The following is an 18,385-nucleotide window of genomic DNA, read 5'->3' as shown; positions in this document are numbered from 1 at the left end:
GAGCACATCCCGAGAACGAAGGCCACCAGGCCGGGCTGCTCCGCGCGTCATGACCAGCGCGACACGCCCGACCGCGGGGGTCGGAGGAATGGGAGCAGGGCGGACTGCCTCACCGAGGCGGAACGAGACTCATCGTGAGACGAGAAGTGAAGGACGCGTGATGGCGGGACAGAAGATCCGCATCAGGCTCAAGGCCTATGACCACGAGGTGATCGACACCTCGGCGCGGAAGATCGTGGACACGGTTACCCGTACCGGCGCGAAGGTGGCCGGCCCGGTGCCGCTGCCGACGGAGAAGAACGTCTTCTGCGTCATCCGCTCGCCGCACAAGTACAAGGACTCCCGCGAGCACTTCGAGATGCGCACCCACAAGCGCCTCATCGACATCATTGACCCCACGCCGAAGACGGTCGACTCGCTGATGCGCCTCGACCTGCCTGCCGGTGTCGACATCGAGATCAAGCTCTGAGGTTGGTTGAGATGACTTTCGAACGCAACGTGAAGGGCCTGCTGGGCACCAAGCTCGGCATGACCCAGCTCTGGGACGAGAACAACCGCATCGTCCCCGTGACCGTGGTCGCGGCCAGCACCAACGTGGTCACCCAGGTCCGCACCCCGGAGAAGGACGGCTACAACGCCGTTCAGCTCGGCTTCGGCGAGATCGAGGGCCGCAAGGTGACCAAGCCGTCCGCCGGTCACTTCGAGAAGGCCGGCGTGACCCCGCGCCGCCACATCGTCGAGATCCGCACCGCTGACGCGGCGTCGTACGAGGTCGGCCAGGAGATCAGCCCCGAGCTGTTCACCGCGGGCGACGAGGTCGACGTCACCGGCACCAGCAAGGGCAAGGGCTACGCCGGTGTCATGAAGCGTCACGGCTTCGCCGGCGTCGGTGCCTCCCACGGTGCCCACCGCAACCACCGCAAGCCGGGCTCCATCGGCGCCTGCGCGACCCCCGGTCGCGTCTTCAAGGGCACCCGGATGGCCGGTCGGATGGGTACGGACACCGTCACCACCCAGAACGTCACCGTGCACGCGGTCGACGCGGACAAGGGCCTGATCCTGCTCAAGGGCGCCGTTCCCGGCCCCAAGGGCGGCCTGGTCGTCATCCGCTCCGCCGCCAAGTCCGGACAGGAGGCCTGAGCATGGCTACCGAGACCGAGAAGAAGGCTCCGGCGAAGAAGGCTGCTGCCAAGAAGTCCGCTCCGGCGAAGACCGCGACCGCCAAGGTCGTCAAGGTCAAGCTGCCGGAGGAGATCTTCGACGTCGCGACGAACATCCCGCTGATCCACCAGGTCGTGGTGGCCCAGCAGGCTGCCGCCCGCCAGGGCACGGCGTCCACCAAGACCCGCGGCGAGGTCCGCGGTGGTGGCAAGAAGCCGTACAAGCAGAAGGGCACCGGTCGCGCCCGCCAGGGCTCGACCCGCGCGCCGCAGTTCGCCGGCGGTGGCACCGTCCACGGCCCGAAGCCGCGTGACTACGACCAGCGCACCCCGAAGAAGATGAAGGCCGCCGCTCTCAAGGGCGCCCTCTCCGACCGGGCCCGCGAAGGCCGGATCCACGTCGTCGAGTCGCTGTCCGCCGGTGACAAGCCGTCGACCAAGTCCGCCGTGGCGCTGCTGAACAGCCTGGCCGGCGGTCGCCGCCAGCTGGTCGTGCTGCAGCGTGACGACGCCCTGACCTGGCTGTCGCTGCGCAACGTCCAGAACGTGCACATCCTGGCCGTCGACCAGCTGAACACCTACGACGTGCTGCTCGCCGACGACGTCATCTTCACCAAGGGCGCCTACGACGCGTTCGTCGGTGTGGAGGCCGAGGTCGAGGAGAAGCCCGCCAAGAAGGCTGCCAAGAAGGCCGCGCCGAAGGCTGAGGCCGAGGAGCCCGCTGCCGAGGCCGAGACCGCCGAGGCTGCTGCCGAGGAGGAGACCGCATGAGCACCCTGCACAAGGACCACCGCGACATCCTGATCGCGCCGGTCGTGAGCGAGAAGAGCTACGGCCTCCTCGACAACAACAAGTACACGTTCATCGTGCGCCCGGACGCCAACAAGACCGAGATCAAGATCGCGGTCGAGAAGGTGTTCAACGTCAAGGTGACCTCGGTCAACACCCTCAACCGCACGGGCAAGTCCCGTCGTACGGCGCGGGGCATCGGCAAGCGCAAGGACACCAAGCGCGCCATCGTCAGCCTCGCTGAGGGCCACCGCATCGACATCTTCGGAGGTCCGGTCTCCTGACCGGGCTGATTAGGAAATAGACATGGCTATCCGCAAGTACAAGCCGACCACCCCGGGCCGTCGTGGCTCGTCCGTGGCCGACTTCGCCGAGATCACCCGGTCGACGCCGGAGAAGTCCCTGGTGCGCCCGCTGCCCAAGAAGGGCGGTCGCAACAACCAGGGCCGGATCACCACCCGTCACCAGGGTGGCGGTCACAAGCGCGCCTACCGGATCATCGACTTCCGTCGCTACGACAAGGACGGCGTGCCGGCCAAGGTCGCGCACATCGAGTACGACCCGAACCGCACCGCCCGGATCGCGCTGCTGCACTACGCCGACGGCGAGAAGCGCTACATCATCGCGCCGAACGGTGTGACCCAGGGCCAGGCGATCGAGTCCGGTGCCCAGGCCGACATCAAGCCGGGCAACAACCTGCCGCTGCGCAACATCCCGGTCGGTACCACGATCCACTGCATCGAGCTCCGTCCCGGTGGCGGCGCGAAGATGGCGCGCTCGGCCGGCAACAAGGCCCAGCTCGTCGCCAAGGAAGGCTCCCGCGCCCAGCTGCGTCTGCCCTCCGGCGAGATGCGCTACGTCGACGTCCGCTGCCGCGCGACGATCGGCGAGGTCGGCAACGCCGAGCAGTCGAACATCAACTGGGGCAAGGCCGGCCGCATGCGCTGGAAGGGCAAGCGCCCGACGGTCCGCGGTGTCGTCATGAACCCGGTCGACCACCCGCACGGTGGTGGCGAGGGCAAGACGTCCGGTGGACGTCACCCGGTGTCGCCGTGGGGCAAGCCCGAGGGTCGTACGCGTCGCCGCAAGGCCAGCGACGCGATGATCGTCCGCCGCCGCAAGTCCGGCAAGAACAAGCGTTGATAGGGAAGAGCTGACATGCCTCGCAGTCTGAAGAAGGGCCCGTTCATCGACGGCCACCTCGAGAAGAAGGTGGACGCGCAGAACGAGGCCGGTACCCACAACGTGATCAAGACGTGGTCGCGCCGTTCGATGATCATCCCCTCGATGATCGGGCACACCCTCGCGGTGCACGACGGTCGCAAGCACGTCCCCGTCTTCGTGACCGACTCGATGGTCGGCCACAAGCTCGGCGAGTTCGCACCGACCCGCACCTACCGCGGGCACGTCAAGGACGACCGGAAGAGCCGTCGCCGCTGACCGCGGGGACGTCAAGGAGAGACAGAGAATGAGTACTACTGAGCGTCGGCGCACCAGCGCCCGCCGGGACTCGCTGCTCGGCGACGAGGCCGGTGCTTTCGCGTCGGCCCGGTTCGTCCGGATCACCCCGATGAAGGCTCGTCGCGTGGTCGACATGGTCCGCGGCCTGCCCGTGGACGATGCCCTCGCGCTGCTGCAGTTCGCGCCCCAGGCCGCGAGCGAGACCGTCTACAAGGTGCTCGAGAGCGCCGTGGCGAACGCCGAGACCACCGAGGACCTCGACCGCGCCACCCTCGTGGTGAGCAAGGCGATGGTCGACGAGGGTCCGACGATGAAGCGCTGGCGCCCGCGTGCGCAGGGCCGGGCCACCCGGATCAACAAGCGCACCAGCCACATCACGCTCGTCGTCCAGCCGGCGGAGGAGAAGAACTAATGGGTCAGAAGATCAACCCGAACGGCTTCCGTCTCGGCATCTCGACCGACCACAAGTCGCGTTGGTACGCCGACAAGCTGTACAAGTCCTACGTCGGTGAGGACGTCGCGATCCGCAAGCTGCTCGCCAAGGGCATGGAGCGGGCCGGCATCTCCAACGTGGAGATCGAGCGCACCCGTGACCGGGTCCGCGTGGACATCCACACCGCCCGCCCGGGCATCGTCATCGGTCGCCGCGGCGCCGAGGCCGACCGCCTGCGCGGCGAGCTGGAGAAGCTCACCGGCAAGCAGGTCCAGCTGAACATCCTCGAGGTGAAGAACCCGGAGATCGACGCCCAGCTCGTCGCCCAGGGTGTCGCCGAGCAGCTGTCCGGCCGCGTGCAGTTCCGTCGCGCGATGAAGAAGGCCATGCAGACCTCGATGCGCTCCGGTGCCAAGGGCATCCGGATCCAGTGCTCGGGTCGTCTGAACGGCGCCGAGATGTCGCGCTCGGAGTTCTACCGCGAGGGTCGGGTGCCGCTGCACACGCTGCGCGCCGACATCGACTACGGCTTCTACGAGGCCCGGACCACCTTCGGCCGCATCGGCGTCAAGGTCTGGATCTACAAGGGCGAGGTCGCCGGCACCCGCGCCGAGCGTGAGGCGCAGGCTGCTGCCCGCGCCGGTGCGCCCGGTCGTGGCCGCGACGCCCGTGGCGGCGCCCGCGGTGGCGACCGTCCGAGCCGTGGCACGCGGGGCGGCGACCGCCCGACGCGTGCCGACCGCGCCGAGGCTCCGGCCGAGGCTCCCGTCGAGGCCGCGGTTGCGACCGAGGCCCCCGCTGCAACCAATGGGGAGGGCTGAATCCCATGTTGATGCCCCGCAGGGTCAAGCACCGCAAGCAGCACCACCCGAAGCGGACGGGTGCTGCCAAGGGTGGCACGTCGCTCGCCTTCGGCGACTTCGGCATCCAGGCGGTCGAGGGCCACTACGTCACCAACCGCCAGATCGAGTCGGCGCGTATCGCGATGACCCGTCACATCAAGCGTGGTGGAAAGGTCTGGATCAACATCTACCCGGACCGCCCGCTGACCAAGAAGCCTGCCGAGACCCGCATGGGTTCCGGTAAGGGTTCGCCGGAGTGGTGGATCGCCAACGTCAAGCCCGGCCGTGTCATGTTCGAGCTCTCCGGAGTTCCGGAGGACATCGCCCGTGAGGCCATGCGTCGTGCGATGCACAAGCTCCCGATGAAGTGCAAGTTCGTCACCCGTGAGGGGGCTATCTGATGCCGACCGCGATCGAGCTCGACGAGCTCAACGACATCGACCTCGAGTCCAAGCTGCGCGAGGCCAAGGAAGAGCTGTTCAACCTGCGCTTCCAGGCCGCCACCGGCCAGCTCGAGAGCCACGGCCGGCTGCGCTCGGTCAAGAAGGACATCGCCCGGATCTACACCGTGGTGCGCGAGCGCGAGCTCGGCATCCGGACCGCTCCGGGTGCCGCTAAGGATGGTGCTGCATGAGTGAGGAAGCTGTGACGCAGGAGCGCACGAGCCGGAAGGTCCGCGAGGGCCTGGTGGTCAGCGACAAGATGGACAAGACCGTCGTCGTGACCGTCGAGGACCGCGTCAAGCACGCGCTGTACGGCAAGGTCATGCGCCGCACGGTCAAGCTCAAGGCCCACGACGAGCAGAACGAGTGCGGCATCGGCGACCGGGTCCAGATCATGGAGACCCGTCCGCTGAGCGCCACCAAGCGCTGGCGCGTCGTGAGCATCCTCGAGAAGGCCAAGTAAACAACCGTTCGGCAAGGCTCGCCCGTCCTGAACGAGCGAGAACCGGCACGACAACCAGGAGAAACCAATGATCCAGCAGGAGTCGCGACTCAAGGTCGCCGACAACACCGGTGCGAAGGAGATCCTCTGCATCCGTGTTCTCGGCGGCTCTGGGCGTCGCTACGCCGGCATCGGTGACGTCATCGTCGCCACCGTCAAGGACGCGATCCCGGGCGGCAACGTCAAGAAGGGCGATGTCGTCAAGGCCGTCATCGTGCGGACGGTGAAGGAGCGCCGTCGTGCCGACGGTTCCTACATCCGCTTCGACGAGAACGCCGCCGTGATCCTCAAGGCCGATGGCGAGCCCCGAGGCACCCGCATCTTCGGCCCGGTGGGCCGCGAGCTGCGCGAGAAGAAGTTCATGAAGATCATTTCGCTGGCTCCGGAGGTGCTCTGACATGAGCGTGAGCATCAAGAAGGGCGACACCGTCCGGGTCATCGCCGGCAAGGACAAGGGCGCCGAGGGCAAGGTCATCCAGGTGCTGCGTGAGCAGGACCGGGTCATCGTCGAAGGCGTGAACCGGATCAAGAAGCACACCAAGGTGATCAACCAGGGCGGTCGCGCCGGCACCACCGGCGGGATCATCACCACCGAGGCCCCGATCCACGTGTCCAACGTGATGCTGGTCGAGGGCAAGGGCGTGACCCGCGTCGGGTTCAAGCGCGTCGAGGTCACCAAGACCCGTCCTGACGGCTCGACCTACAAGGCCCACCGGAGCGTCCGCATCTCGCGGAAGACCGGAGACGAGATCTGATGAGTGAAGCAATGACTGAGAAGCCGCGGATGAAGACGCGCTACCGCGAGGAGATCCTCCCCGCGCTGCGCGACGAGTTCCAGTACGCCAACGTGATGCAGGTCCCCGGCCTGGTCAAGATCGTGGTCAACATGGGTGTCGGCGAGGCTGCTCGCGACTCCAAGCTGATCGAGGGTGCCGTCAAGGACCTCACCGCGATCACCGGCCAGAAGCCGCAGGTCACCAAGGCCCGCAAGTCGATCGCCCAGTTCAAGCTGCGCGAGGGCATGCCGATCGGTGCGCACGTCACGCTGCGCGGCGACCGGATGTGGGAGTTCCTGGACCGCCTGCTGGCGCTCGCGCTGCCGCGCATCCGCGACTTCCGCGGCCTGAACCCGAAGCAGTTCGACGGTCGGGGCAACTACACCTTCGGTCTGACCGAGCAGGTCATGTTCCACGAGATCGACCAGGACAAGATCGACCGGTCGCGGGGTATGGACATCACCATCGTGACCTCTGCGACCAACGACGACGAGGGCCGGGCGCTGCTGAAGCACCTCGGCTTCCCGTTCAAGGAGAACTGACATGGCGAAGACTGGACTCAAGGTCAAGGCCGCGAAGGCGCCCAAGTTCAAGGTGCGCGCCTACACCCGTTGCCAGCGCTGCGGCCGCCCGAAGGCCGTCTACAGGAAGTTCGGCCTGTGCCGGATCTGCCTGCGCGAGATGGCTCACCGCGGTGAGCTGCCCGGCGTCACCAAGTCGAGCTGGTAACAGCGAACCCACAGACGTAGAAGGTCGCCCCGTCGCCGTACGGAGCGAAACCACTTCGAGAAAGAACACACACCATGACAATGACTGACCCGATCGCAGACATGCTGACGCGTCTGCGCAACGCCAACCAGGCGTACCACGACGTTGTCGCCATGCCCTACAGCAAGCTGAAGGCTGGCGTCGCGGAGATCCTGCTCCAGGAGGGTTACATCACCTCCTGGAAGGTCGCCGACAACTTCGACGAGAAGGGCGAGCCGGCTGTCGGCAAGACCCTGACCATCGAGCTCAAGTACGGCCGCAGCCGTGAGCGCTCGATCGCCGGCGTCCGCCGGATCAGCAAGCCCGGTCTGCGCGTCTACGCGAAGAGCACCGCGCTGCCCAAGGTCCTCGGTGGCCTCGGCGTCGCGATCATCTCGACCAGCCAGGGCCTGCTGACCGACCGCCAGGCCAACAAGAAGGGCGTGGGTGGGGAAGTCCTCGCCTACGTCTGGTAACCGGAAACCAGGAGAGGAGAGAGCAATGTCGCGCATTGGCAAGCTTCCCGTCCCGGTTCCCTCCGGGGTGGACGTCCAGCTCGACGGCAGCGTCGTGACGGTCAAGGGCCCGAAGGGCACCCTGACGCACACCATCGCCGAGCCGATCACCGTCGCCAGGACCGACGAGGGCCTCGAGGTCCAGCGTCCGAACGACGAGCGTCGCAGCAAGGCCCTGCACGGGCTGACCCGCACGCTCATCAACAACATGGTCGTCGGTGTCACCGAGGGCTACGAGAAGCGTCTCGAGATCGTCGGGGTCGGCTACCGGGTCATCTCCAAGGGCCCGACGGAGCTGGAGTTCCAGCTCGGCTACTCCCACGTGATCAACTTCCCGGCTCCCGAGGGCATCACCTTCGCGGTCGAGAACCAGACCCGCTTCGGGGTCGTCGGCATCGACAAGCAGCTCGTCGGCGAGGTCGCGGCCAACATCCGCAAGCTGCGCAAGCCGGAGCCCTACAAGGGCAAGGGCGTGCGGTACGCGGGCGAGCAGGTCCGCAAGAAGGTCGGAAAGGCCGGTAAGTAGTCATGGCGATCTCCCTGAAGCACAACAAGCACACCGCCGACCGCGCGGCCTCCCGGCTGCGTCGTCAGAAGCGGGGTCGCAAGAAGCTGAACGGCACCTCCGAGCGTCCGCGCCTGGTGGTCACCCGGTCCCCGAAGCACATCTCGGTCCAGGTCGTCGACGACCTGGTCGGCAAGACGCTGGCCTCCGCCTCCACCATGGAGGCCGACGTCCGCGCCGTGTCCGGCGACAAGACCGAGAAGGCCAAGAAGGTCGGCGAGCTGGTGGCTGCACGCGCCAAGGCCGCCGGCATCGAGGGCGTGGTCTTCGACCGCGCCGGCAACAAGTACCACGGTCGCGTCGCGGCCCTCGCGGACGCTGCCCGCGAGGGTGGGCTGACCTTCTGATCGCGAAGACAAGGAAGAGGTAGATCTCATGAGCGGACCCCAGCGCGGACGCGCCGGTGGTGACCGGCAGGGTCGTGGAGGTCGCGACAACCGCGGCGGCCGTGACAACGCCGACAAGACCGCCTACATCGAGCGAGTCGTCGCGATCAACCGTGTCGCCAAGGTCGTCAAGGGTGGTCGTCGCTTCAGCTTCACCGCCCTCGTGATCGTCGGCGACGGCGACGGCATGGTCGGTGTCGGCTACGGCAAGGCCAAGGAGGTCCCCGCGGCCATCGCGAAGGGTGTCGAGGAGGCGAAGAAGCACTTCTTCCGCGTCCCGCGCATCCAGGGCACCATCCCGCACCCGGTCCAGGGTGAGAAGGCCGCCGGCGTCGTGTTCCTGCGTCCCGCCGCTCCCGGTACCGGTGTCATCGCCGGTGGTCCGGTGCGCGCGGTGCTCGAGTGCGCCGGCATCCACGACGTGCTCAGCAAGTCGCTCGGCTCGTCGAACCAGATCAACATCGTGCACGCGACCGTCGAGGCGCTGAAGATGCTGGAGGAGCCGGAGGCCGTGGCCGCCCGTCGTGGCTTGCCGGTCGAGGACGTTGCTCCCGCCGCGCTGCTCCGGGCTCGTGCCGAGGGCGTCGCCGAGGCGAAGGCTGCGGCCGCCGCGGAGGTGACGGTCTGATGGGCCAGATGCGGATCACGCAGAAGAAGGGCCTCGTCGGTCTGAAGCAGAACCAGCGCGACACCCTGCGTTCGCTGGGTCTCAAGCGGATCAACGACGTGGTCGTCAAGGAGGACCGCCCGGAGTTCCGCGGCATGGTCCACACCGTCCGTCACCTGGTGACGGTCGAGGAGGTTGACTGATGTCGCTCAAGCTGCACCACCTGCGTCCCGCCCCGGGAGCCAAGACCGCCAAGACCCGCGTGGGTCGTGGTGAGGGCTCGAAGGGCAAGACCGCCGGTCGTGGTACCAAGGGCACCAAGGCGCGCTACCAGGTTCCGGTCGCCTTCGAGGGTGGCCAGATGCCGATCCACATGCGTCTGCCCAAGCTCAAGGGCTTCAAGAACCCGTTCAAGGTCGAGTTCCAGGTCGTGAACCTGGACCGGATCAGCGCGCTGTTCCCGAAGGGCGGGGACGTCACCGTCGCCGACCTGGTGGCCAAGGGCGCGGTCCGCAAGGGCCAGCCGGTCAAGGTCCTGGGCGACGGCGAGATCACCGTCAAGGTCCAGGTCACCGCTGACAAGTTCTCGGCCTCGGCCAAGGAGAAGATCGCGGCTGCCGGTGGCACCGCGACCGAGCTCTGAGCCGCACGCCGGACAAGCCAGACAGGGCAGTGGGCATCTTCCACCTCTCAGGGGTGAGGCGCCTCCTGCCCTGTTAGGCTTCCACGGGCTCGCGCGCAGCGCGGCCGGACACCACGAAGAGCGAAAGAGGAGCACGTGCTAGGCGCATTCGCCAACGCATTCCGGACCCCGGACCTGCGCAAGAAGCTGCTGTTCGTCCTGCTCATCGTGGCAGTGTTCCGACTGGGCTCGCAGATCCCGGCTCCGGGTGTCCACGTGGCCAACGTCCAGGCCTGCTTCGACGCCGCGAAGAACGACGGCATCTACGGCCTGATCAACCTGTTCTCCGGTGGCGCGCTCCTCCAGCTGACCATCTTCGCGCTCGGGATCATGCCGTACATCACGGCCAGCATCATCCTGCAGCTGCTCGTCGTGGTCATCCCGCGACTGGAGACGCTGAAGAAGGAAGGCCAGTCCGGCCAGGCCAAGATCACCCAGTACACCCGCTACGTGACCCTGGGTCTGGCGATCCTGCAGGCCACCGGCATCGTGGCGCTGGCGCGCTCGGGCAACCTGCTGCAGAACTGCGACCGCCCGCTGCTGTACCACGACAACTTCAAGACCGCCGCGATCATGGTCATCACGATGACCGCCGGCACCGCGGTGATCATGTGGCTCGGCGAGCTCGTCACCGACCGCGGCATCGGCAACGGCATGTCGATCCTGATCTTCACCCAGGTGGTCGCGACCTTCCCGGTCGCCCTCTGGAACGTGCAGAAGGCACAGGGCCCGTGGGTCTTCTCCGGCGTCATCCTGATCGGTTTGGTCGTGGTCGCCGGCGTCATCTTCATCGAGCAGGCGCAACGGCGAATTCCGGTGCAGTACGCCCGGCGCATGGTCGGCCGCAAGATGTTCGGCGGCTCCTCGACCTACATCCCGCTGAAGGTGAACCAGGCCGGTGTCATCCCGGTCATCTTCGCCTCCAGCCTGCTCTACCTGCCGGCGATGGCCGTCCAGTTCAACCGGAACTCGGACTCGCAGGTGCTGACCTGGATCAGCCAGAACCTGGTCAAGGGTGACCACCCGATCTACATGGCCCTCTACTTCGGCCTGATCATCTTCTTCACCTACTTCTACGTCGCGATCACCTTCAACCCCCAAGAGGTCGCCGACAACATGAAGCAGTACGGCGGCTTCATCCCCGGGATCCGGGCGGGTAAGCCGACTGAGGACTACCTCAACTACGTCCTGTCCCGGATCACGCTGCCGGGCGCGCTCTACCTGGGTCTCATCGCACTGATCCCGCTGGTCGCGCTCGTGCTGGTCAACGCCAACCAGAACTTCCCGTTCGGTGGCACCTCCCTGCTCATCATGGTCGGTGTCGCACTCGACACCGTGAAGCAGATCGAGAGCCAGCTGCAGCAGCGCAACTACGAAGGCTTCTTGCGATGAGACTGATCCTGATGGGTCCCCCGGGTGCTGGAAAGGGGACCCAGGCCAAGGGCGTTGCCGACCACTTCGGCATCCCTGCCATCTCCACCGGCGACATCTTCCGCGCCAACGTCTCCCAGGGCACGCCGCTCGGCATCGAGGCGAAGCGCTACATGGACGCCGGCGAGTACGTGCCGGACGAGGTCACCAACCTGATGGTCCGCAACCGGATCGACGAGGACGACGCGAAGCCGGGCTTCCTGCTCGACGGCTACCCGCGCACGCTCGCCCAGGTCACCGAGCTCGACGGGATGATCGCGTTCACCGGGCACGCGCTGGACGCCGTGGTGGTGCTGACGGTCAACTCCGAGGAGCTCGTGCAGCGGCTGCTGCAGCGGGCCAAGACCGAGGGCCGTGCCGATGACACCGAAGAGGTCATCCGCCGGCGCCAGGAGGTCTACGCCGAGCAGACCGAGCCGCTCATCGACGTCTACCGGGGCCGCGGCCTGCTGATCGAGGTCGACGGGCTCGGCGAGATCGACGAGGTCTCCGGGCGCATCTTCGCCGCGCTCGACGCCGTCAAGCAGAGCTAGGTCTTTCCCGCGATGGGATTCAGGGACCGCGGGATCCAGATCAAGACCCCGGAGCAGATCGCGAAGATGCGGGTCGCCGGGCTGCTGGTCGGGCAGACCCTGGAGCTGCTGCGCTCCTCGGTGCGCGCCGGGATCAGCACCCGTGAGCTGGACGCGATCGCGGAGGACAACATCCGTTCGGGGGGCGGCATCCCGTCGTTCCTCGGCTACGGGCACCCGCCGTTCACCGGCACGATCTGCGCCTCGGTCAACGACGAGGTCGTGCACGGCGTACCGGGGGACCGGGTGCTGGCCGACGGGGACGTGATCTCGATCGACTGCGGCGCCATCGTCGACGGCTGGCACGGCGACGCGGCGATCACCGTCGCCGTGGGCCAGATCGACCCGGCCGTGCAGCAGCTGATGGACGTCACCGAGGGCTCGATGTGGGCCGGCTTCGCCGCCGCGCGCCTCGGCGGGCGGGTCACCGACATCTCGCACGCGGTCGAGACCTACATCCGCGCCCAGACCCACCCTTCGGGCGGTTCCTACGGGATCCTCGAGGACTACACCGGGCACGGCATCGGCACCGAGATGCACCAGCCGCCGAACGTGCCGAACTACGGCAAGGCCGGCCGCGGGGCCAAGCTCGAGCTCGGGCTGGCGCTGGCGGTGGAGCCGATGGTCACCCTGGGCAGCAAGAACACCCTGGTGGCCGAGGACGACTGGACGATCGTGACCACCGACGGCAGCATGTCGGCGCACTTCGAGCACACCTTCACGCTCACCGAGAAGGGGCCCTGGGTGCTCACCGCGCTCGACGGGGGCGAGGCCAAGCTGGCCGCGCTCGGGGTGCCGTACGGCGGACGGTAGCCGTTTTGCCGGGTTCGTCCCGGTATGACGGGCTCGATTCGCGTTTGAGCGGCCGATTCACCTAGACTGATGTGTCGGCCCAACGTGGGTTCGTTGGATGGCGCCTTACGGCTGCCCGGACGTCAGCTCTCGCAGCTTGCTGCGGTGCGCTGGTGCGCGGGGAAACAAGGCTCATCCCGCGGTTCCACGAGGTCCACTGCCCCGGTACGCCGGAGCAGGCGGTTCCCGGGTCGAACGGTAGATAAAACGGTCAACAGATTGTGGAGGACATGCCGAAGAAAGAAGGCGTGATCGAGATGGAGGGCTCCGTCGTGGAGGCCCTTCCGAATGCCATGTTCCGGGTCGAGCTGACCAACGGACACAAGGTTCTCGCCCACATCAGCGGCAAGATGCGCCAGCACTACATCCGGATCCTCCCCGAGGACCGCGTCGTGGTGGAGCTCTCCCCGTACGACCTCACCCGAGGTCGGATCGTCTACCGGTACAAGTAAGTCCCAGCCGAACTAGCAAGAAAGGGCTGACATGAAGGTCAACCCGAGCGTCAAGCCGATCTGTGACAAGTGCAAGGTGATCCGTCGCCACGGCCGCGTCATGGTGATCTGCGAGAACCCGCGCCACAAGCAGCGCCAGGGCTGAACCAGCCCCGGTTCCTGAGGAGGTTGCGCAGCAACCGTCTCGAAGGACAACTGAATACATCCACTACGTGATCGCTAGGTCAGCGCCGAGGCACTGACCGAATCACCTCCGGAACGGATGGCCGGAGCTGGAGTGCCACTCCAGACGCGACACGACCAGACCACCGTGAACCACTGAAGGAATACACATGGCACGCCTTGTTGGTGTTGACCTCCCGCGCGACAAGCGCATCGAGATCGCACTCACCTACATCTACGGCATCGGCCGTACCCGCGCCCAGCAGCTGCTCGCCGCCACCGGGGTCGACCCGAACGCGCGCGTCCACACCCTGGGCGACGAGGAGCTGGTCAAGCTCCGTGACGAGATCGAGGCCAACTTCAAGATCGAGGGTGACCTCCGTCGCGAGGTCCAGGCCGACATCCGCCGGAAGATCGAGATCGGCAGCTACCAGGGTCGCCGCCACCGCATGGGCCTTCCGGTCCGCGGTCAGCGCACCAAGACCAACGCTCGTACCCGCAAGGGCCCGAAGCGGACTGTCGCCGGCAAGAAGAAGGCCAAGTGACCCTCGGTCACTGAGCTTGCTTCCCACGAACTCGAACTTTCGAACACAGGAGTACTGAATGCCTCCCAAGAGCCGTCAGGCTGCGGCGAAGACCAAGGTCCGTCGCAAGGAGAAGAAGAACGTCGCCGCGGGCGAAGCCCACATCAAGAGCACGTTCAACAACACCATCGTCACGATCACCGACCCGACCGGTGCGGTGATCTCGTGGGCCTCTGCCGGCACCGTCGGCTTCAAGGGCTCGCGCAAGTCCACCCCGTACGCCGCCCAGATGGCCGCCGAGGCCGCCGGTCGTCGTGCGATGGACCACGGCATGAAGAAGATCGACGTCTTCGTCAAGGGTCCGGGTTCGGGCCGCGAGACCGCGATCCGTTCGCTGGGTGCCATCGGCCTCGAGGTCGGCACCATCCAGGACGTCACGCCCACCCCGCACAACGGTTGCCGCCCGCCCAAGCGCCGGCGCGTCTGACCACCCGATACTGAGAAAGAGAGACTGAACCATGGCCCGCTACACCGGCCCCATGACCAAGAAGTCGCGCCGCCTCGGTGTCGACCTGGTCGGCGGCGACGCCGCCTTCGAGAAGCGCCCCTACGCCCCCGGCCAGCACGGCCGTGCGCGCATCAAGGAGAGCGAGTACCGCAATCAGCTGCAGGAGAAGCAGAAGGCCCGCTTCACCTACGGCGTGATGGAGAAGCAGTTCCACCGCTACTACGAGGAGGCCGCGCGCCGCTCGGGCAAGACCGGTGACAACCTGCTCCAGCTCCTCGAGTGCCGCCTCGACAACGTCGTCTACCGCGCCGGCTTCGCCCGGACCCGTCGTCACGCCCGCCAGCTGGTCGTGCACGGTCACTTCCTGGTGAACGGCAAGAAGGTCGACATCCCGTCGTTCCAGGTCTCCGCCCACGACGTCATCGACGTCCGGGAGAAGAGCCTGGAGATGACCCCGTTCATCGTGGCTCGCGAGACCCACGGCGAGCGGATCGTCCCGGCCTGGCTCGAGGCCGTCCCGTCGCGGATGCGCGTCCTCGTGCACTCGCTCCCGGTCCGTGCTCAGATCGAGCTTCCGGTCCAGGAGCAGCTCATCGTCGAGTACTACTCGAAGAAGTAATCCACTCCACCACCCCAGTGAGTTCGAGCCCTTCAAATAGAGGTGGGGCTCGGAAAGGAAAACACCAGTGCTCATCGCACAGCGCCCGACCCTGTCGGAAGATGTCGTTGACGAGTTCCGTTCGCGGTTCGTCATCGAGCCGCTGGAGCCCGGCTTCGGCTACACGCTCGGCAACTCGCTCCGTCGCACCCTGCTCAGCTCCATCCCGGGTGCCTCGGTCACCAGCATCAAGGTGGACACCGCTCTTCACGAGTTCTCCACCATCGAGGGCGTCAAGGAAGACGTCACCGAGATCATCCTGAACCTCAAGGGCCTGGTCGTCTCCTCGGAGCACGACGAGCCCGTCACCATGTACCTGCGCAAGCAGGGCGCCGGTGACGTCACCGCCGCGGACATCGCTCCGCCGGCCGGTGTCGAGGTCCACAACCCCGACCTGAAGATCGCCACCCTGAACGACAAGGGCAAGCTCGAGATGGAGCTGGTCGTCGAGCGGGGTCGCGGTTACGTCAGCTCGGTCCAGAACAAGGGTGCGGACAACGAGATCGGCCGGATGCCGGTCGACTCGATCTACTCGCCGGTGCTCAAGGTGACCTACAAGGTCGAGGCGACCCGTGTCGAGCAGCGCACCGACTTCGACAAGCTGGTCATCGACGTCGAGACCAAGTCCTCGATCCGTCCGCGCGACGCCATCGCGTCGGCCGGAAAGACCCTGGTCGAGCTCTTCGGCCTGGCTCGTGAGCTGAACGTCGAGGCCGAGGGCATCGACATCGGCCCGTCGCCGGTCGACGAGCAGCTGGCGCAGGACCTGGCCATGCCGGTCGAGGACCTGAGCCTGACCGTCCGGTCCTACAACTGCCTCAAGCGCGAGGGCATCCACACCGTGGGTGAGCTCGTGGCCCGCTCGGAGCAGGACCTCCTCGACATCCGCAACTTCGGTGCGAAGTCGATCGACGAGGTCAAGGCCAAGCTGGTCGAGATGGGTCTGTCCCTCAAGGACAGCGCGCCCGGCTTCGACCCGGCCACCGCTCTCGCGGCGTACGACGACGACGATGACTCGTTCGTCGAGGACGAGCAGTACTGACAACCAACTCCGGTACCTGATACGGCCGGGCTACCCGAGTACCTGACACGGCTCGGGAGAAATGAGAGAAGCACATGCCTACTCCCAAGAAGGGCGCCCGCCTCGGCGGCAGCCCGTCGCACCAGCGGCTGATCCTGTCGAACCTGGCCACGGCCCTGTTCGAGCACGGTCGGATCACCACCACCGAGGCCAAGGCGCGCACGCTGCGTCCGCTCGCGGAGAAGCTGATCACCAAGGCGAAGAAGGGCGACCTGCACAACCGTCGCGAGGTCCTCAAGACCGTCCGCGACAAGTCGGTCGTGCACACCCTCTTCACCGAGATCGCTCCGACCTTCTCCGAGCGTCCGGGCGGGTACACCCGGATCACCAAGATCGGTCCCCGCAAGGGTGACAACGCGCCGATGGCCGTGATCGAGCTGGTGACCGAGTCGTACACCCCGAAGCCCGCGAAGCCGAAGAAGGAGAAGGCCGCGCCGGCTCCGAAGGCTGAGAAGGTCGAGGAGGTCGAGGAGACCACCGAGGCGACCGACGCCACCGAGGCGGAGGAGACCCCGGCCGAGGCGACCGACGAGGTCGTCGAGGTCGAGGAGACCGCTGACGAGGCTCCGGCCGACGAGGCGCCCGCCGAGGACGCTGCTGAGGAGGCTCCCGCCGAGGAGACCGCCGAGGCTGCTGCCGAGGAGAAGCCCGAGGCCTGAGCACGAGCTCACCCGAAGGCCCGTCACCCGCAAGGGTGGCGGGCCTTCGTGCTTCAACGAGTCTGGTGGACGTCCAGCCGCATCAGCCGGGCCGTCCGGTCCACCAGCGGCCCGAGCATGAAGATGACGACGATCGTCCCCGGGCCGATGGCGGCGCCCAGCAGCCAGCCCGCGATCGCCCCGACGGCCTGCAGGGCGCTGTAGCTCCAGCGGAACGGCACCGGTGGGTCCCAGGCCAGGGCAGCCGCCTCGACCGGGCCGGCACCGAGCTGGCTGCCCAGGTACGCCGCGATGCCGATCGAGAGCACCGGGATCGCGACCACCAGCAGCAGCGCGCGCGTGACGTCCGAGTCCGGGGTGTCGAGGTGGTCGAGCATCAGCGTGACCGTGTAGCCGACCACGACGATCTGCACCAGCGTGCCGATCCCGGGCAGCACACCCCGGCCGGCGGCCACCGCCAGGAAGACCGCGCTGACGGCGATGTTGACGACCACGAACTCCCAGTCGCCGCTGCGGGCGATCCCGTTGACGAGCGTCGAGTAGCCGTCCGAGCCCAGGTCGGCGATGAGCAGCAGGCCGACCCCGAGCCCCAGTACGACGCAGCCCGCGAGCAGGAGAAGCAGCCGGGCAGGGCGGAAGCGACGCACCCGTCCAGCCTCGCAGAGACCGGTGCTGCCCGTCGCGGCCATTCCTGCTGCGAGACTGTGCTCCGTGCGTCTGCGGATCGATCTCGCCTACGACGGGACGGCCTTCAAGGGCTGGGCCCGTCAACCGGCCTTGCGCACGGTGCAGGGCGAGCTGGAGGGCGCGCTCGACACGGTGCTGCGCACCGAGGGCAACGCGGTCACCGTCGCCGGCCGAACCGACACCGGCGTGCACGCGCGTGGGCAGGTGGCGCACCTCGACGTCGAGGAGGCCGTGCTGGTCAAGGCGGCCGGTCGGGCGCCCGACCCGATCGACTCCCTCGTACGTCGGGTCAACGGGGTCCTCGACCCGGACGTGCGGGTGCTCGGTGCGTCCGAGGCTCCCGCGGGGTTCGATGCCCGGTTCAGCGCGATCTGGCGCCGGTACGCCTATCGGATCGTCGACGACCCGTCCATGGTCGACCCGCTGACCCGTGACCACGTGCTCGCCTGGCCGCGCCCGCTGGACCTGGACGCGATGAACGCGGGCGCGGCCCGGCTCGTCGGCTTTCACGACTTCGCCTCGTTCTGCAAGAAGCGCGAGGGCGCCACGACGATCCGCACCCTGCTCGACTTCGAGTGGACCCGCCTCGACGGGGTGCTCACCGCCACCGTGCGGGCCGACGCGTTCTGCCACAGCATGGTCAGGGCCCTGGTGGGCTGCCTGATCGCGGTCGGCGAGGGGAAGCAGACCCCGGAGTGGGCCGAAGCGGTGCTGGCCGGGCGGGAGCGGACTCCCGGGTTCTCGGTCGCACCGGCCCACGGGCTCACGCTCGAGGAGGTCGGCTACCCCGACGACGAGGGGCTGGCGGCTCAGGCCGAGCAGGCCCGGGCCAGGCGCGAGCTCTGATGTCGGTCATCGAGCCTGTCGAGATGCCTGGACCCGCCTGACAAG

The 18,385-nt window shown here is 67.2% G+C and carries 32 protein-coding genes and 1 pseudogene; 32 read left to right on the top strand and 1 reads right to left on the bottom strand.

Features of this window, described 5'->3' with window-relative positions; all coding sequences use genetic code 11:
• Positions 1-160 precede the first annotated feature (160 nt).
• From rpsJ to rplQ, 31 genes and pseudogenes are all read left to right on the top strand, one after another.
• Complete coding sequence (rpsJ, locus tag EFL95_RS01190) at positions 161-469, top strand: 30S ribosomal protein S10 (RefSeq protein WP_007078637.1); 309 nt, start codon at positions 161-163, stop codon at positions 467-469.
• Between the two features lie 11 nt (positions 470-480).
• The gene (gene rplC, locus EFL95_RS01185) at positions 481-1,140 is read left to right on the top strand and encodes a 50S ribosomal protein L3 (protein ID WP_123232233.1); all 660 of its coding nucleotides are present in this window, start codon (positions 481-483) and stop codon (positions 1,138-1,140) included.
• Positions 1,141-1,241: 101 nt separating this feature from the next.
• Positions 1,242-1,880 (top strand): annotated as a pseudogene (gene rplD / locus EFL95_RS01180) (50S ribosomal protein L4); the annotation flags it as partial.
• 47 nt (positions 1,881-1,927) lie between these two features.
• Complete coding sequence (gene rplW / locus EFL95_RS01175) at positions 1,928-2,233, top strand: 50S ribosomal protein L23 (protein WP_123232231.1); 306 nt, start codon at positions 1,928-1,930, stop codon at positions 2,231-2,233.
• Positions 2,234-2,255: 22 nt separating this feature from the next.
• Positions 2,256-3,092, top strand: a complete 837-nt coding sequence (gene rplB / locus EFL95_RS01170; RefSeq protein ID WP_123232230.1) for a 50S ribosomal protein L2 — start codon at positions 2,256-2,258, stop codon at positions 3,090-3,092.
• Positions 3,093-3,107: 15 nt separating this feature from the next.
• On the top strand, positions 3,108-3,389 hold the full coding sequence (gene rpsS, locus EFL95_RS01165; RefSeq protein WP_123232229.1) for a 30S ribosomal protein S19: 282 nt from the start codon (positions 3,108-3,110) through the stop codon (positions 3,387-3,389).
• A gap of 28 nt (positions 3,390-3,417) precedes the next feature.
• Positions 3,418-3,822 (top strand): 50S ribosomal protein L22, encoded by a 405-nt coding sequence (rplV, locus tag EFL95_RS01160; protein ID WP_123232228.1) that lies wholly within the window; start codon positions 3,418-3,420, stop codon positions 3,820-3,822.
• Positions 3,822-4,664, top strand: a complete 843-nt coding sequence (gene rpsC / locus EFL95_RS01155; RefSeq protein WP_123232227.1) for a 30S ribosomal protein S3 — start codon at positions 3,822-3,824, stop codon at positions 4,662-4,664. Before rplV ends, rpsC begins: the two co-directional genes overlap by 1 nt.
• Positions 4,665-4,669: 5 nt before the next feature.
• Positions 4,670-5,086: a 50S ribosomal protein L16 gene (gene rplP / locus EFL95_RS01150; protein ID WP_123232226.1), complete on the top strand. Its 417-nt coding sequence runs from the start codon at positions 4,670-4,672 to the stop codon at positions 5,084-5,086.
• Complete coding sequence (rpmC, locus tag EFL95_RS01145) at positions 5,086-5,319, top strand: 50S ribosomal protein L29 (RefSeq protein WP_123232225.1); 234 nt, start codon at positions 5,086-5,088, stop codon at positions 5,317-5,319. Before rplP ends, rpmC begins: the two co-directional genes overlap by 1 nt.
• Positions 5,316-5,591 carry a 30S ribosomal protein S17 gene (gene rpsQ, locus EFL95_RS01140; protein ID WP_123232224.1) on the top strand — a complete coding sequence of 92 codons (276 nt, stop codon included), beginning with the start codon at positions 5,316-5,318 and terminating at the stop codon, positions 5,589-5,591. Before rpmC ends, rpsQ begins: the two co-directional genes overlap by 4 nt.
• Positions 5,592-5,658: 67 nt before the next feature.
• Positions 5,659-6,027, top strand: a complete 369-nt coding sequence (gene rplN / locus EFL95_RS01135; RefSeq protein ID WP_091109706.1) for a 50S ribosomal protein L14 — start codon at positions 5,659-5,661, stop codon at positions 6,025-6,027.
• Between the two features lies 1 nt (position 6,028).
• On the top strand, positions 6,029-6,385 hold the full coding sequence (gene rplX / locus EFL95_RS01130) for a 50S ribosomal protein L24 (protein WP_221176273.1): 357 nt from the start codon (positions 6,029-6,031) through the stop codon (positions 6,383-6,385).
• Between the two features lie 11 nt (positions 6,386-6,396).
• Positions 6,397-6,948, top strand: a complete 552-nt coding sequence (rplE, locus tag EFL95_RS01125; RefSeq protein WP_123232223.1) for a 50S ribosomal protein L5 — start codon at positions 6,397-6,399, stop codon at positions 6,946-6,948.
• 1 nt (position 6,949) lies between these two features.
• Positions 6,950-7,135: a type Z 30S ribosomal protein S14 gene (locus EFL95_RS01120; protein ID WP_123232222.1), complete on the top strand. Its 186-nt coding sequence runs from the start codon at positions 6,950-6,952 to the stop codon at positions 7,133-7,135.
• A 74-nt stretch (positions 7,136-7,209) separates the two neighbouring features.
• Positions 7,210-7,629, top strand: coding sequence for a 30S ribosomal protein S8 (gene rpsH, locus EFL95_RS01115; RefSeq protein ID WP_123232221.1), 420 nt, complete (start codon positions 7,210-7,212; stop codon positions 7,627-7,629).
• 25 nt (positions 7,630-7,654) lie between these two features.
• Positions 7,655-8,194 carry a 50S ribosomal protein L6 gene (rplF, locus tag EFL95_RS01110; protein WP_123232220.1) on the top strand — a complete coding sequence of 180 codons (540 nt, stop codon included), beginning with the start codon at positions 7,655-7,657 and terminating at the stop codon, positions 8,192-8,194.
• Between the two features lie 2 nt (positions 8,195-8,196).
• Positions 8,197-8,580, top strand: a complete 384-nt coding sequence (rplR, locus tag EFL95_RS01105) for a 50S ribosomal protein L18 (protein ID WP_123232219.1) — start codon at positions 8,197-8,199, stop codon at positions 8,578-8,580.
• Positions 8,581-8,608: 28 nt separating this feature from the next.
• Complete coding sequence (rpsE, locus tag EFL95_RS01100; RefSeq protein ID WP_123232218.1) at positions 8,609-9,247, top strand: 30S ribosomal protein S5; 639 nt, start codon at positions 8,609-8,611, stop codon at positions 9,245-9,247.
• Positions 9,247-9,429, top strand: a complete 183-nt coding sequence (gene rpmD / locus EFL95_RS01095; RefSeq protein WP_123232217.1) for a 50S ribosomal protein L30 — start codon at positions 9,247-9,249, stop codon at positions 9,427-9,429. Before rpsE ends, rpmD begins: the two co-directional genes overlap by 1 nt.
• Positions 9,429-9,869, top strand: coding sequence for a 50S ribosomal protein L15 (gene rplO / locus EFL95_RS01090; RefSeq protein ID WP_123232216.1), 441 nt, complete (start codon positions 9,429-9,431; stop codon positions 9,867-9,869). The genes rpmD and rplO overlap by 1 nt, the downstream gene beginning before the upstream one ends.
• Before the next feature lie 135 nt (positions 9,870-10,004).
• Positions 10,005-11,300 (top strand): preprotein translocase subunit SecY, encoded by a 1,296-nt coding sequence (secY, locus tag EFL95_RS01085; protein ID WP_123232215.1) that lies wholly within the window; start codon positions 10,005-10,007, stop codon positions 11,298-11,300.
• Positions 11,297-11,872: an adenylate kinase gene (locus tag EFL95_RS01080; protein WP_123232214.1), complete on the top strand. Its 576-nt coding sequence runs from the start codon at positions 11,297-11,299 to the stop codon at positions 11,870-11,872. The genes secY and EFL95_RS01080 overlap by 4 nt, the downstream gene beginning before the upstream one ends.
• Before the next feature lie 12 nt (positions 11,873-11,884).
• On the top strand, positions 11,885-12,724 hold the full coding sequence (map, locus tag EFL95_RS01075; protein WP_123232213.1) for a type I methionyl aminopeptidase: 840 nt from the start codon (positions 11,885-11,887) through the stop codon (positions 12,722-12,724).
• A 269-nt stretch (positions 12,725-12,993) separates the two neighbouring features.
• A complete protein-coding gene (infA, locus tag EFL95_RS01070; protein ID WP_027860491.1) occupies positions 12,994-13,215 on the top strand; it encodes a translation initiation factor IF-1 in 222 nt (73 codons plus the stop codon).
• A 31-nt stretch (positions 13,216-13,246) separates the two neighbouring features.
• Positions 13,247-13,360, top strand: a complete 114-nt coding sequence (gene rpmJ / locus EFL95_RS01065) for a 50S ribosomal protein L36 (RefSeq protein ID WP_004008316.1) — start codon at positions 13,247-13,249, stop codon at positions 13,358-13,360.
• Between the two features lie 187 nt (positions 13,361-13,547).
• Positions 13,548-13,922, top strand: coding sequence for a 30S ribosomal protein S13 (rpsM, locus tag EFL95_RS01060; protein WP_056599771.1), 375 nt, complete (start codon positions 13,548-13,550; stop codon positions 13,920-13,922).
• 58 nt (positions 13,923-13,980) lie between these two features.
• Positions 13,981-14,388, top strand: a complete 408-nt coding sequence (gene rpsK / locus EFL95_RS01055) for a 30S ribosomal protein S11 (protein ID WP_123232212.1) — start codon at positions 13,981-13,983, stop codon at positions 14,386-14,388.
• Positions 14,389-14,419: 31 nt separating this feature from the next.
• Entirely contained in the window at positions 14,420-15,028 is a 609-nt protein-coding gene (gene rpsD, locus EFL95_RS01050; RefSeq protein WP_123232211.1) for a 30S ribosomal protein S4, read from the top strand.
• Positions 15,029-15,095: 67 nt separating this feature from the next.
• Positions 15,096-16,109: a DNA-directed RNA polymerase subunit alpha gene (locus EFL95_RS01045; RefSeq protein ID WP_123232210.1), complete on the top strand. Its 1,014-nt coding sequence runs from the start codon at positions 15,096-15,098 to the stop codon at positions 16,107-16,109.
• A gap of 74 nt (positions 16,110-16,183) precedes the next feature.
• Positions 16,184-16,807 carry a 50S ribosomal protein L17 gene (gene rplQ / locus EFL95_RS01040; RefSeq protein ID WP_123232209.1) on the top strand — a complete coding sequence of 208 codons (624 nt, stop codon included), beginning with the start codon at positions 16,184-16,186 and terminating at the stop codon, positions 16,805-16,807.
• A 53-nt stretch (positions 16,808-16,860) separates the two neighbouring features.
• Here the strand turns inward: rplQ and EFL95_RS01035 are convergent, their stop codons facing one another.
• Positions 16,861-17,454 (bottom strand): DUF6198 family protein, encoded by a 594-nt coding sequence (locus EFL95_RS01035; protein ID WP_123232208.1) that lies wholly within the window; start codon positions 17,452-17,454, stop codon positions 16,861-16,863.
• A gap of 64 nt (positions 17,455-17,518) precedes the next feature.
• Between EFL95_RS01035 and truA the strand changes: the two genes are divergently transcribed.
• On the top strand, positions 17,519-18,340 hold the full coding sequence (truA, locus tag EFL95_RS01030; protein ID WP_246004738.1) for a tRNA pseudouridine(38-40) synthase TruA: 822 nt from the start codon (positions 17,519-17,521) through the stop codon (positions 18,338-18,340).
• Positions 18,341-18,385 lie beyond the last annotated feature (45 nt).

Source organism: Nocardioides marmorisolisilvae (genome assembly GCF_003725775.1).
GTDB classification, from domain to species: Bacteria; Actinomycetota; Actinomycetes; order Propionibacteriales; family Nocardioidaceae; genus Marmoricola; species Marmoricola marmorisolisilvae.
This window is presented reverse-complemented; position numbering and strand designations above follow the sequence as displayed.